This window comes from Winogradskyella undariae, assembly GCF_013285155.1.
GTDB lineage: Bacteria > Bacteroidota > Bacteroidia > Flavobacteriales > Flavobacteriaceae > Winogradskyella > Winogradskyella undariae.
On record NZ_JABTEL010000003.1, the window covers coordinates 16737 to 31649 of the forward strand.

A 14913-nucleotide genomic window follows, 5' to 3' on the forward strand; every position below is an offset into this window, starting at 1 on the left:
CTATTCTAATTTTCAGGCGCAATTTTGTCAATGGTATCTTTAATTGATTCCATAATATCAATATCATTTGGTGCTTCTGGTAATGTGTCTTCACTGTAACGGTTCATCAGTTCATCAAATAAACTTAGATAACTATTAAAAGTTTTCGTTTCCTGAAGCGCAAACTCTTTGTCATTATAAATAACAAGAATGTCAATTAATGATCTGTAGCGTTGTATATCCATATAGATATCTTCACCAACTAATTGATCTTGATTTTCTATTGAAAGTCCACTATAATAAACCAGATTTTCTTGGTATTTTTTAGCTACATCTTTATACAGTGCACGTCCTTTTTCTATGTTTCCTATTTCGTAATAAGCACTTACATAAGGTTCAAGTAACGAGTAAAAACCAAATTTATCAACAGGCATTTTTTCCATTGCAATGTCTGCAATTTCTTCAGCCTTATCTAGTTCGTTATCATTAATTAACTGTTCTATTAATCGTGCTAAATTACCTCTATAAGTTATACCATTTCTTCTGGTTTCAATATCGTAGTAAATGTCTTCACCACTACCTCCCCATTTCCAGTTCTTCACCATATCGTACATAAGATCTGGATCTACACGTCCCATATCATATGGATTCGCTTTGTCAACCGATGTTTTAATAGGAACAAGTTTGTAACACATTCCATCAAGCTGTAAGTAATCTTTTAACCAAACGTAATCTTCAGCTCCAAAAGCACCTCCTGTAAAATAAATAGGGCGTTCCCAATTATTGTTAGCTAATATATCTAACATTAAAAGACGGTTTTTGTAGATGTAGCTACCGCTAACTTGTGTGTAAAGGTTACCTACAATTTTATCTGCATCTTTTGCTTTTACAATTCCGTTCTTAAGAACGGTTTCCTTATTTACAGGAATACTAATATTACGTGTTGGATAATAGTTAGAATTTAATAAGTGTTTAGGGTAGCGACTAGGGTCGTCTCCTTGAGCTTCAACAGCGAACTTAACCTTAGTATTTGGTTTTTCACTTGCCACAAAGTCCATAAACTGTCTAATGTCTAAGGTGTCTTTAGCAATTTTTGCACTGATTTCTTTATACGCAATAACATCTCTAGCTTCACCACGATATTGGTTGTGTGTTAATTGTGAAGGGATAGGGTCACTATCGTAAGCTTTACGTTTCATTTGATCGATATACCAATCTGTTTGAAATAAACTTGTATTAACCACTCTAACATCCGTACGTACACCTTCAATTTCTTGTAAATACCATAATGGGAAAGTATCATTATCTCCAATGGTAAATAATATTGCATTTGGTGCGCAAGACTCCAAATATTTACGAGCCATTGAGTTTGTAGTGTATTTACCAGAACGATCATGATCATCCCAGTTATTTGCAGCTAAAACTCCAGGGACAATAATTAAGCAAACTAAAGTAAGGGCAGGAGCAAGTAATTTTGTTTTAATAGTCTTCTTTAAAAGATCGTAAATGGCATAAACACCAAAGCCAATCCAAATGGCAAAGACATAGAACGAACCTACAACAGAGTAATCGCGTTCCCTTGGCTCAAAAGGCCTTACATTGGTGTAGAATTGTATAGCAATACCAGTCAGTAAAAAGAAGACTAATAATACCCAAAAACGTTTTAAGTCTGATTGCATTAAGAAAAAGAAACCTGCTAGTCCTAATAATAAAGGTAAGAAATAATAAGTATTTCTAGATTTGTTTTCAGTAACATCAGTAGGTAAATTATCTTGAGATATTCCTAAATGTAATTCATCAATAGAAGATATTCCAGAAATCCAGTTACCGTTTTTATAGGTGTATCTACCTTGTATATCGTCTTGACGTCCTGTGAAATTCCACATAAAATAACGCCAATACATGTAGCCAAATTGATATTGAAACATGTAAACAATGTTATCCGCAAAGGATGGTTTCTCAATAATTAAATACTGTTGACCATAACGTTTTAAAAACTGATTGTAACCTTCATAGTCAATTTCGCCATTGGCAACTCGCATTCTAAAGTCATTAACAAGTTGGTCAATTTGTTGTTTTTCACCTAACGCATACTGACTTGATTGTTCTTCTGATAAACCAGCGTTCATAGCTTCATTATAGGCATTTGTTTGTATGGTAGGGTCAACCTTAAAGTCAATCAAACCTGTAAACATCATGTAGTTTTCTGCATGTTCAGAACTCCACATTCTAGGTAAAATAGCAGCGTGCTCGTGATTGTAGTTTTGCTTACTTTTTTCCCAATCGTTAATAATGACATATTTCCCTGCTTCATCATCACGCTCGTAATTCTTTTTGTCGTCTATAAACGGTTCGTCTTTATCTGCACCAGAATAAGCTTCTGTGAAAAATGGTCCGTAGAATAAATGTGTTTCAGGATATTGTTCTAAGTTATAATAAGCTAATAACTCTCGTGCATCTGAAGGATTATTTTCATTAATAACCACATTAGCATTAGCACGTATAGGTAACATCATCCAAGAAGAGAAACCAATAAATATAAACATTAAGCAAAGTACTAATGTATTGGCATGTTTGAAGCCTTTTTTTATGGTATAATTTAATCCGAAATAAAACAAGGCTATTACCATAATACCTGTGATAATAGTGCCAGAATTAAATGGCAATCCAATAGAATTTACGAAAAACACTTCTAAGTAACCAAAGAGTTTTAATGCTGAAGGAAGTAAAAATTTAAATATAAAAAGCAAAATTGCTGCAGAAGCAATATTTGCAATAATAAAATTCTTAACAGTTATAGTCTTGTAATTCTTAAAATAGTAAAGTAAGCCAATTGCAGGGATCGTTAATAATCCCATAAAGTGAACACCGAAAGATAATCCAATTACAAAAGAAATTAATATAAGCCAACGGTTACCACGAGGCTTATTCATATCTTGTTCCCAACGCAGACCTAAATAAAATAAAACAGCCATTATTAAAGTCGCCATGGCATAAACTTCAGTTTCTACAGCATTAAACCAAAAAGAGTCTGTAAATGTAAAAGCTAAACTTCCTACTAAAGCACTTCCTAAAATAGCATAGGCTTTACTTGTATCTTTATCTTCATTGTATTTGGTAAGCTTTACAAGTAGTAAAGTTATAGTCCAAAACATAAAAAGAATGGTAAATGCACTTGCAACACCACTCATCATGTTCATAATCATCCCAATTTGAGAAGGTTCTAAAGCAAACATAGAGAAAAACGCACCAAACATTTGAAACAATGGTGCTCCTGGTGGATGCCCTACTTGTAATTTAGAAGAGGTTAAAATATATTCACCAGCATCCCAAAAACTAACGGTTGGTTCTATAGTAAGTGCATATACGACGCATGCTACGGCAAAAACAATCCATCCTAAGATGTTGTTCCACTTTTTAAAGTTAAAATCTGTCATGAAAAACCTTGCTTAATAATGCTGGCGAATTTACTAATTATTAGCTAAAACATGACGTTTTTAAGTTAACGTTAAGTTTTTTGAAAAAAAATCAATTTTTATTTTGTCAAACTAAAAGTTTGTATTAAATTTGCACCCTCAAATAAGAGATTGGCCCATGGTGTAACTGGCAACACATCTGTTTTTGGTACAGAAGAGTCTAGGTTCGAAACCTAGTGGGCCAACAAAAATTAATTCCTAATCAGCACTGATTAGGAATTTTTTTGGTTTATATCTTAAAGGTAATTACAGGTCTGTTAGCGTTATTTACGATGTCTTCACTGATGCTGCTATTAAAAAAATGTGCTATACCTTGTCTTCCGTGTGTGCTAATACCAATAAGGTCAGCATTTATGTCTTTAGAAACGTTTAGTATACCTTGTTCAACGGAGAAATCATTGTGTATGGTTGTGCTGTAGTTTTTAAATGATTGACTATATATAAAGTTGGTGATTCTTGATTTTGCTTCATATGTTGTCATAAAGCTATTTGGTGTAATAACGAGTAATAGGTGGATTTTCGCATTAAATATCTCTGCGAATTTTACAGCTTGTTTGTAGGTTTCTTTATTGTCGTTTTGAAAATCTGATGCAAATATAAAATCAGATACATTAAAGTTTTGATGTTCATTTTTTATTACTAGAACAGGTGTTTCGGAAGAACGAACTACTTTTTCTGTATTAGATCCTACAAACATGTCCATAATTTCTGAGGTGCCGTGCGAGCCCATGACAATTAAGTCGATATTAAATTCATCACAAGAATCTTTTACTTCATTAAAAGTAATATCTTCTTTTACGGTTTCGTGTACTTTAATACCTTTTAAATAATCTTGATTTTTGATGGTTTCAAATTTTTTACGCGCTAAATTCATAAAAAATAAAGTTTCAGGAATTATGCTTTTGGCTTTTCCGGGGTCTGTTTGTTGCATCGGAATTTCCATCATATGCAGTAAATAAATTTCTGCATCGTTCATTTTTGCAATCATAGCGGCAACTTTTAATGCGTTTTCCGCTTGCACTGAAAAATCAGTCGGTACGAGTATTCTTTTCATAGTTGTTGTGTTTTAGTTTACTTAGTCTCTTTAAAGTTAATAAAATAAATGAATATTATATCGCTTGGGTAAGTGAATATAATATCGTATATTTGCACCGTTATTTACTAAAATAAATAAGCGAGAGGACGAAAAGTCCTCTCTTTTTATATTAAGAAATGTTAAAGAAAATAGTAGAAGACTTATTACAAAGTGCGTTAGATGAGAGAGAGGATTTGTTCTTAATAGACTTTTCTTACTCAGCAGATAATGCTGTAAAAATTGTAATAGACGGTGATAATGGTGTGTTAGTAGAGGACTGTATGTTTATTAGCAGAGCTATTGAGAATAATATAGATAGAGAAGAACACGATTTTTCTTTAGAAGTACTTTCTTCTGGTGCTGCAAGTCCATTAATTTTGCCAAGACAATATGATAAGCATGTTGGTAGAAATTTAGAGATTAAAACTATCGATAATCAAAATTTAGAAGGTGAACTTACCGAAGTAAATGATGATAACGTGGTTTTAAGTTGGAAGGCAAGAGAGCCTAAGCCCATTGGGAAAGGGAAAGTAACAGTTACAAAAACAGTAGTGGTTGCTTTCAACAATATTAAAGAAGCAAAAGTTAAAATAAAATTTTAATTCATATCAATCATGGAGAATATAGCGTTAATTGATTCATTTTCAGAATTCAAAGACGACAAATCAATAGATAGAGTTACGCTAATGGCAATTCTTGAAGATGTATTACGTAATGCATTGAAGAAGAAGTATGGTGATGACGATAATTTTGATATTATTATAAATCCAGATAAAGGGGATTTAGAGATTTGGAGAAACCGTATCGTTGTTTCAGATGGAGAAGTTGAAGAGCCTAACCAAGAAATTGAATTATCAGAAGCTCAGAAAATAGAGCCTGACTTTGAAGTTGGTGAAGATGTTGCCGAAGAAGTGAAGTTGATTGATTTAGGTAGACGTTCTATCTTAGCATTGAGACAAAACTTAATTTCTAAGATTCATGAACATGATAATACAAATATATACAAGCAATTTAAGGAATTAGAAGGCGAAATATATACAGCAGAAGTTCACCACATTCGTCATAGAGCAATTATTTTGTTAGATGATGAAGGAAATGAAATTATACTTCCAAAAGACAAACAGATACCTTCAGATTTTTTCAGAAAAGGAGAAAATGTAAGAGGAATTATTGAAAGTGTTGAATTAAAAGGAAGTAAACCAGCAATTGTGATGTCTAGAACATCACCATTGTTTTTAGAAAAATTATTTGAACAGGAAATTCCAGAAGTTTTTGATGGTTTAATCACCGTTAAAAAAGTTGTGCGTATCCCTGGTGAAAAAGCAAAAGTTGCAGTAGATTCTTATGACGACAGAATTGACCCAGTTGGAGCTTGTGTTGGTATGAAAGGTTCTAGAATTCATGGTATAGTACGTGAGTTAGGAAACGAAAATATCGATGTAATTAATTACACAAATAATGTTCAACTTTTTGTAACAAGAGCATTAAGCCCAGCAAGAGTAACTTCTCTTAAATTAGATGAAGAAAACATGAGAGCTGAGGTTTTATTGAAACCAGAAGAGGTTTCTAAAGCGATTGGTAGAGGAGGTCACAATATACGTTTAGCAGGTCAATTAACAGGTTACGAAATTGATGTCTTTAGAGAAGGTGCAGAAGAAGATGTAGAATTAAAAGAATTCTCTGATGAAATTGAAGGCTGGGTAATCTCTGAATTTAGCAAGGCAGGATTAGATACAGCAAAAAGTATCTTAGAACAAGATGTTAAGGATTTAGTGAAGCGTACAGATTTAGAAGAAGAAACAATCTTAGATGTCTTAAGGATTCTAAGAGAAGAATTTGAAGAATAATATCAGCGTAATTTTGAAATGATTTAGTCAATACATTTTGAAATTGCATTGGTACCATACTAATTTTTATTTATAATTGACTTTTAATAAAATGATGTTTTTTACTTTTACAAAAGCAAAAAATATTTTATTAACTTTTTTATATATAATTAGTATATAATATATTTAAGTATTTTACAGGCAATTTATGGCTCAAACAACAAGATTAAATAAAGTATTAAGAGAACTGAATATCTCAATAGATCGCGCAGTGGATTTTTTAGAATCCAAAGGTGTGGAAATTGAGAAAAGTCCTAATACTAAAATTTCGCAAGAGGTTTATAACACGCTTTCTGGTGAATTTCAGACAGATGCATCTAAGCGTGAAAAAGCTCAAGAAGTAAGTGAAGCTAAACTTAAGGAAAAAGAAGAGCTTCGCGAACAAAGAGAACGCGAAATTGAGGAAAAGCAAAAGCAAAAGGCTGAAAGAGATGCAGTGGTTAAAGCTAAAGCTGAGTTAAGTGGTCCTAAGCAAGTTGGTAAAATAGACTTAGATAATAAGTCTAAAACTGTAAAGGAAGAAGCTCCTAAAACTCCAGAAGTTAAGGAAACTCCAAAAGCGGAAACACCGAAAGTAGAAATACCAGAGGTAAAAGCTGAGGTTCCTAAGGTTGAGGCTAAAGAACCAGAAAAACCAAAAGAGACTCCTAAAGCAGAGGAGGTTGCTAAGGTAGAAAAGGTTGAGCCAAAAGTAGAGAAGAAAGAAAAGGTAGAAGAGGTTAAGCCTAAACCAAGAGTAACTAATCTTGATAAAGTTGCGCAATCTGCAAGACCAGAACCAAGAGTTGTTGCTAAGAAGGAAGATAAACCTTCAACTCCAACTGAACCTGTAGAAGAAACGATAAAGACTAAATATCAAAAACTTTCAGGTCCAACTACAACAGGTAAAAAAATTGATTTATCTCAATTTAATAAACCGAAGAAGAAAAAAGTTGAAACAGCTAAACCAGGTGATGCTAATAAACGTAAAAGACGTAGAATTAGTAAAACAGGTGACACTACAACAACTAACAATAAGCCTAAATTCGATAATAGAAGAGGTGGTGGACCTAAAGGAAGAGGTGGTAATGCTGCAAGACCTAAAGTGGTTAAGACAGAACCAACTGAAGAGGATGTTCAAAAACAGATCCGTGAAACTTTAGAAAAACTTCAAGGGAAGTCTAATAAAGGTAAAGGAGCAAAATATCGTAGAGATAAAAGAGATCATCACCGTCAACAAACAGAAATTGATCAAGAAATTGCAGCTGCAGAAAGTAAAACCATTAAGGTTACTGAATTTGTTACAGTAAGTGAAATGGCTACGATGATGGAAGTTGGAGTTACGCAAGTGATTTCTGCATGTATGTCTTTAGGTATGATGGTTACCATGAACCAAAGATTAGATGCTGAAACTTTAACTATTGTTGCTGAAGAATTTGGTTTTGATGTAGAATTTATCAAAGCAGATATTGAAGAATCAATTGTGGTTGTAGAAGACGATCCAAAAGATTTAATCGAAAGAGCTCCTATTGTAACCGTAATGGGTCACGTAGATCATGGTAAAACATCTTTATTAGATTATATACGTAAAGAAAATGTTATTGCAGGTGAATCTGGAGGTATTACACAGCACATTGGTGCTTATGGTGTACAATTAGAGAGTGGTCAAAAAATAGCATTCTTAGATACACCAGGTCACGAAGCCTTTACAGCGATGCGTGCTCGTGGTGCTCAAGTTACAGATATTGCAATTATTGTTGTTGCTGCGGATGATGCTATAATGCCTCAAACAAAAGAAGCGATTTCTCATGCACAAGCTGCAGGAGTACCAATCGTATTTGCAATTAACAAAATTGATAAGCCAGATGCTAACCCAGAAAAGGTAAAAGAGCAATTGGCACAAATGAATTTATTAGTAGAAGATTGGGGTGGTAAAATTCAATCTCATGATATCTCTGCTAAAAAAGGAACAGGTGTTAAAGATTTACTTGAAAAAGTATTATTAGAAGCAGAACTTTTAGAATTAAAAGCCAACCCTAATAAAGCAGCAAGCGGAACAGTAGTTGAAGCTTACTTAGATAAAGGTAGAGGTTATGTATCAACAATTTTAGTACAAGCTGGTACATTAAAAGTTGGTGATTACGTTTTAGCTGGTAAGAACAGTGGTAAAGTAAAAGCTATGCAAGATGAGCGAGGACAAGATGTAAAAGAAGCTGGTCCTGCAACTCCTGTATCAATATTAGGTTTAGACGGAGCACCTCAAGCAGGTGATAAGTTTAATGTCTTTGCAGATGAGCGTGAAGCGAAACAAATTGCAACGAAACGTGCACAATTACAACGTGAGCAGTCTGTAAGAACTCAACGTCATATTACACTTGATGAAATTGGAAGACGTATTGCTCTTGGTGATTTCCAAGAATTGAATATAATTCTTAAAGGTGATGTTGATGGTTCTGTTGAAGCGTTAACAGATTCATTCCAGAAATTATCAACTGAAGAAATTCAAGTTAATATTATACATAAAGGCGTTGGTGCCATTACAGAAAGTGATGTGTTATTAGCAACGGCTTCAGATGCTATTATTGTCGGATTTAATGTTCGTCCTGTAGGTAATGCAAGAATGATTGCTGATAAAGAAGAAATTGATATCAGAACTTATTCTATTATTTATGCAGCGATTAATGATCTTAAAGATGCAATGGAAGGTATGTTATCTCCTGAAGTTAAAGAAGAGATTACGGGTACTGCTGAAATTAGAGAAATATTTAAAGTATCTAAAGTTGGTAACATTGCAGGTTGTATGGTAATGAATGGTAAAATCTTTAGAAATTCTGGTATTAGAATTATTAGAGATGGTGTCGTTGTTCATATGGGAACTCTAGAAGCTTTAAAACGATTTAAAGATGATGTAAGAGAAGTCGCTAAAGGATACGATTGTGGTATGCAAATTAAAGGCTATAACGATATCCAAGAAGGTGATGTTATAGAAGCATTCCAAGAAGTAGAAGTAAAGAAAAAGTTGAAGTAATATCAACTTCTTATAAATAAAAAAAACCGACAAGTAATTGTCGGTTTTTTTATGGTCTTTAATGAGCTAATAATTTAATCGTCACTCTTAGGTTGAAAGATAATAGCATACATGTATTTCTCTTTAATTTTAGCCCATGCACGGTCAGCTTCTAAACGTTTAGAAAAGTTACCAACCCAAACCTTATAATTAGGCGTGTTCCAAACTATTTCTACCGGCCACTCATTGTATTGATTTAAGAAGTTTGATTTCTCACGTCGGGCTTTATCAATATCTACATCTTGATAGACTTGTATTTTATAAACCTTAGTTGTTTTTGTGTCTTTCTTATAAGCTAGTAATTTATCAATATCACTATCTTGACTTACATTTACTACACCTTGTTGGGCATTTAATGCTAGACAAAGACCAAAGCCTGTAATTAATGTTGCTATAGATTTACTTTTTAATTTCATAGGGTATAATTATTTTACAAAGGTATAGTATTCGAATTAACATAAATAATTTTTTTTAAAACTCATTTAATTTGTAATTAATTGCATTTCAGGTAATCGATATATCTAACGAATATTCTTAGCTAAAATTTTAAAACACTTTATTTAGAATTGGTATAAATTAGCTGTTAACAGCTCACTTAGATTTTCAATACTCACTTTAAATGTTACTTTTGCGAGAGTTTTTTACAAATAACATTTTTCATTTTTAATGAAAAAATCGTACCAAAGTTTAGAAGATAATCCAAATTATAATATGAAACAGGTGATTTACTGTAGTTTAACCTCAAAGATGTCTCGTCTTTGTCTTTTTCTATTGCTTACGTTTTCAACCTCTCTTATGGCTCAAGAAGGTGATCCAGTTAATGGGAAGTCACTTTTTAATTCAAATTGTGCTGCTTGTCATAAATTAGATGCACCTATGACCGGGCCTGCTTTAAGAAATGTTGAAACAAGACTTTCTGATGATGAAGGTTTAGACCGAGTGTGGTTGTCGTCATGGATTAGAAATAGTTCTGCGTTAGTTAAATCTGGTGATGCTTATGCTAACAAAGTATACAATGAGCACAACGGAACACAAATGACTCCATTTCCTCAATTAAGTGATCAAGATATTTCAGATATCTTAGCTTATACCGCTGCTCCTAAACCAGAACCAGTAGTTGTTGAAAAAACAGCAGGTGATGGTCAAGCTGCACAGCAAGGAGGTGTCTCTAATGATTTAATTCTTGGGGCTCTTGCTTTGTTGTTTGCTTTATTAGCTATGGCTTTAGTTATAGTGAATCGTACATTAAATCGTTTTGCGGAAGTTAAGGGTATTAGTGTTGTAACTGAGAAAGAGAAAAGAACACCATTATGGAAAGCTTTTGCTCAAAATCAATTCTTAGTTTTAGTAACTACAATTGTCTTTTTATTAGCAAGTGGATATTTTGTTTATGGATATTTAATGCAGGTTGGTGTAGATCAAGGTTACGAACCTGTTCAGCCAATTCATTATTCACATAGAATACATGCTGGTGATAACGGTATTGATTGTAAATATTGTCACTCATCTGCAAGAGTTAGTAAGACATCAGGTATTCCTTCTTTAAATGTTTGTATGAATTGTCATAAATCAATATCTGAAGTGGCACCAGAAACTTTAGCTGAAGGTAATGAGTATGGTGTTGATTATAATTCTGAAATTCAGAAATTATATGAAGCTGTAGGTTGGGATGGAACAGGATATACTGGCGAGTCCAAACCAGTTAAATGGATTCGTATTCATAATTTACCAGATTTTGCTTACTTTAATCACTCGCAACACGTTTCAGTTGGAGGTATCGAATGTCAAACTTGTCATGGTCCTGTAGAGGAAATGGAAGTTATGTATCAAAATGCTCCTTTAACAATGGGATGGTGTATTAACTGTCACAGAGAAACTAATGTAAAGGTTAAGGATAACGAGTATTATACTAAAATTCACGAACAACTATCTAAAAAATATGGTGTTGACCAATTAACGGTAGCACAGATGGGTGGTTTAGAATGTGGTAAGTGTCATTACTAATACATTAAGTGATTATCTCTGTAAAGTGAGAATCACTTAAAAAGAGAAAATAAAAGTTTAAAAATTAAATATTTAGATTGAATGGGTTTAAGTTTAATAACTGTAAATCTTAATTCACAAATCGAAAATTATAAATAAACACTATGTCATCAAACAAGAAATACTGGAAAAGTGTTGAAGAGCTAAACGAAAATAGCTCTATTGTTGAGGCGCTTCAACAGAATGAATTTGTGGAAGAGATTCCTACAGACGAATTTTTAGGAGATAAAGAGTCTTTAGAGTCTTCGTCTACATCGCGTCGTGATTTCTTAAAATACGTTGGTTTCAGTACAGCAGCAGCTTCTTTAGCAGCATGTGAAGGACCGGTGATCAAATCAATACCTTATATAGTTCAACCAACAGAGATTATTCCTGGTGTTGCTAATTATTATGCAACTACTATTGCAGATGGTTTTGATTTTGCTAGTGTTTTAGTAAAGACTAGAGAAGGGCGACCAATTAAAATTGAAAACAACACGGATGCTGCTACAAACGGAACAGCAAACGCTAGAGTTAATGCTTCAGTTTTAGGATTGTATGATAGTCTAAGGGTTAAATCACCAATGAAAGGTGAGTCTAAGATTTCTTGGGACACTTTCATGTCTGAAACGACTTCGAAATTAAATGGACTTAATGGTAAAGCGATTGTTCTTTTAACACAATCAATGCCTAGTCCTTCAACAAATAAATTAATTGCAGAATTTAAATCTAAATATGGTAATGTAAGTCATGTGGCTTATGATGCTGTTTCAGAATCTGCAACATTAGATGCTTATCAAGCCAAATACGGTTCTAGAGGAATGGCTAATTACGATTTCTCTAAAGCAATGACTATTGTTTCTATCGGAGCTGATTTCTTAGGGGATTGGCAAGGTGGTGGATTTGAGTCTGATTATGCTAAAAAGCGTGTGCCTGCAAATGGTAAAATGTCTAGACATATTCAGTTTGAATCTAACATGTCACTTGCTGGTGCCAATGCTGATAAACGTGTGCCATTAACACCTAGTCAACAAAAATTAGTATTAGCTAAATTATATAGTTATGTTACTGGTGTTGCTTTACCAGGCGCTCTACCTGAAGCTTTAGATACAGCGGTTAAAGCTGCTGCTAAAGAGTTAAGTTTAGCAGGTAGCAATGCAGTTGTGCTTACAGGTATTCAAGATGTAAATGCACAAACTACAGTTTTAGAGATTAATGAGCATTTAAAAAGTAAAGCTTTTGATCCTAAAACAACAATTAAGACAAGACAAGGTAACGATAAAGCAGTTTCTCAATTAGTAGCCGATATGAAGGCTGGTAAAGTAGGAGCGATTATTATGAATGGTGTTAATCCATTATATACTTTACCAAATGCTGCTGATTTTAAAGAAGGATTAGCTAAGACAGATTTATCTATTGCTTTCTCAATGAAGCAAGATGAAACGTCAACTAATTGTCAGTATATAGCAGCTGCGCCTCATTATTTAGAATCTTGGGGAGATATCGAAATCAAAACGGGTCATTATTCAATGATGCAGCCTACGATTCGTCCATTATTTGATACTAAGCAATTCCAAGAAGTATTAATGAGTTGGACAAATACTTCTGGTTCTTACAGAGATTATTTAAAATCTGTATGGACTCAAAGTGTTTTAAATGGTGCTTCATTTAATAAAGCAATTCAAGATGGTGTTTTTGTAACGGGTTCAAATGGATTTGGTTCTAATGGATCAACTACGACAACAACGTCTACAACGGAATTACAAGATAAAAAAGATCGAACATTTTTAGGTGGTGTCATTCATGACGTTGCTGTAGGTGTTGGAATCAAAGATCAAGATAAAGACCAATATGTTACTTCAACATCATCAACTACGGTTGGTAGTGTAGATGTAGCTTCTGTTTTAACAGGAGGAGCTGCAGCAAGAGCGTTAGCAGCTTCAGTTAAAGAAGGTGGTTTTGAATTATCACTTTATACCAAAACAGGTATGGGTGATGGTCAACAAGCTAACAACCCTTGGTTACAAGAATTTCCTGATCCTATCACAAGAACAACTTGGGATAATTATTTAACAGTTTCTCAAGCAGATGCTGAAAAATTAGGATTAGAAAATTGGAATGTTGCTAATGGAGGATTAAATGGTAGTTATGCTAAGATTTCTGTAAAAGGAGCTGAAGCAATTACAGTACCAGTACTTATTCAACCAGGACAAGCTAAAGGTTCTGCTGGTTTATCATTTGGTTTTGGTAGAACATCTAATGCTCTAAAAGAGGAAATGAAAACAGGTGTTAACGCATATCCGTTATACCAAAATTTCAATTCTGTACAAAACGTTACTATTGAGAAAGCTACTGGTGAGCATGAATTTGCTTGTGTACAGTTGCATAATACTTTAATGGGACGTGGAGATATCATAAAAGAAACTAGCTTAGAGATATTCAATACTAAAGATAAGAAACATTGGAATGCAATTCCAGAAGTGTCTCTTAATCATATAGAAACTCCTGTTACATCTCCAGATGTAGATTTATGGGATGAATTTGATCGTTCAGTAGGACATCACTTTAACCTATCTATCGATTTAAATGCTTGTACAGGTTGTGGGTCATGTGTTATAGCATGTCACGCAGAAAACAACGTGCCTGTAGTTGGTAAGTCTGAAATGAGACGAAGTAGAGATATGCACTGGTTGCGTATTGACCGTTATTATTCTCATCAAGATACTTTTGCTGAAGATATTGAAGAAAAAGAAGCTACAGATGGTCTTGGATTAGGTAATTATATGTTTGGTGATAGAGAGAGTGATGGATCATTATCTACTTTTTCTAGATTAGAAGCTCCAGATGATAATCCTCAGGTTGTATTTCAACCTGTAATGTGTCAGCATTGTAATCACGCACCTTGTGAAACTGTATGTCCTGTTGCTGCAACAGCTCATGGTCGTCAAGGTCAAAACCACATGGCTTATAACCGTTGTGTAGGTACACGTTACTGTGCTAACAACTGTCCTTATAAAGTACGTCGTTTTAACTGGTTCTTATATAACCAAAATGACGAGTTTGATTATTTCATGAATGACGATTTAGGTCGTATGGTATTAAACCCAGACGTTGTAGTTAGATCTCGTGGTGTGATGGAAAAATGTTCTATGTGTATTCAAAAAACACAAAAAACAATTCTTGATGCTAAACGTGATGGACGTCCTGTTAAAGATGGAGAATTCCAAACAGCTTGTTCTGCAGCATGTGGAAACGGCGCTATGGTATTTGGTGATATCAATGACAAAGAAAGTAAAGTTGCAGAGTTAAAAGAAGATGATCGTATGTATCACTTGTTAGAATATGTTGGAACAAAACCTAACGTATTTTACCATACAAAAGTGAGAAATACATCAAAAGCGTAAATAAATTAAAGAAACAATTATATAA

General features: G+C 33.6%; 8 protein-coding genes and 1 tRNA gene. 6 read left to right on the plus strand and 3 right to left on the minus strand.

Features of this window, described 5'->3' with window-relative positions:
• Positions 1 to 5: 5 nt before the first annotated feature.
• Positions 6 to 3416 (minus strand): glycosyltransferase family 117 protein, encoded by a 3411-nt coding sequence (locus HSX10_RS04635; RefSeq protein WP_173587047.1) that lies wholly within the window; start codon positions 3414 to 3416, stop codon positions 6 to 8.
• 151 nt (positions 3417 to 3567) lie between these two features.
• On the opposite strand from HSX10_RS04635, the gene HSX10_RS04640 reads away from it, so the two are divergent.
• A tRNA-Gln gene (locus HSX10_RS04640) sits at positions 3568 to 3640 on the plus strand.
• Between the two features lie 44 nt (positions 3641 to 3684).
• Here HSX10_RS04640 and HSX10_RS04645 read toward each other — a convergent pair.
• On the minus strand, positions 3685 to 4509 hold the full coding sequence (locus HSX10_RS04645; RefSeq protein WP_173587048.1) for a universal stress protein: 825 nt from the start codon (positions 4507 to 4509) through the stop codon (positions 3685 to 3687).
• A gap of 158 nt (positions 4510 to 4667) precedes the next feature.
• Between HSX10_RS04645 and rimP the strand changes: the two genes are divergently transcribed.
• From rimP to infB, 3 genes are all read left to right on the plus strand, one after another.
• Complete coding sequence (rimP, locus tag HSX10_RS04650) at positions 4668 to 5132, plus strand: ribosome assembly cofactor RimP (protein WP_173587049.1); 465 nt, start codon at positions 4668 to 4670, stop codon at positions 5130 to 5132.
• Between the two features lie 12 nt (positions 5133 to 5144).
• Entirely contained in the window at positions 5145 to 6377 is a 1233-nt protein-coding gene (gene nusA / locus HSX10_RS04655) for a transcription termination factor NusA (protein ID WP_173587050.1), read from the plus strand.
• A gap of 187 nt (positions 6378 to 6564) precedes the next feature.
• Positions 6565 to 9423, plus strand: coding sequence for a translation initiation factor IF-2 (gene infB / locus HSX10_RS04660; protein ID WP_173587051.1), 2859 nt, complete (start codon positions 6565 to 6567; stop codon positions 9421 to 9423).
• 74 nt (positions 9424 to 9497) lie between these two features.
• On the opposite strand, the gene HSX10_RS04665 is transcribed toward infB, so the two are convergent.
• The gene (locus tag HSX10_RS04665) at positions 9498 to 9878 is read right to left on the minus strand and encodes an SPOR domain-containing protein (protein ID WP_173587052.1); all 381 of its coding nucleotides are present in this window, start codon (positions 9876 to 9878) and stop codon (positions 9498 to 9500) included.
• A gap of 295 nt (positions 9879 to 10173) precedes the next feature.
• Here HSX10_RS04665 and HSX10_RS04670 point away from each other — a divergent pair, with 295 nt between their 5' ends.
• Together HSX10_RS04670 and HSX10_RS04675 are read left to right on the plus strand one after the other, a co-directional pair.
• Positions 10174 to 11466: a c-type cytochrome gene (locus tag HSX10_RS04670; RefSeq protein WP_173587392.1), complete on the plus strand. Its 1293-nt coding sequence runs from the start codon at positions 10174 to 10176 to the stop codon at positions 11464 to 11466.
• Positions 11467 to 11609: 143 nt separating this feature from the next.
• Complete coding sequence (locus HSX10_RS04675; RefSeq protein WP_173587053.1) at positions 11610 to 14888, plus strand: TAT-variant-translocated molybdopterin oxidoreductase; 3279 nt, start codon at positions 11610 to 11612, stop codon at positions 14886 to 14888.
• Positions 14889 to 14913 lie beyond the last annotated feature (25 nt).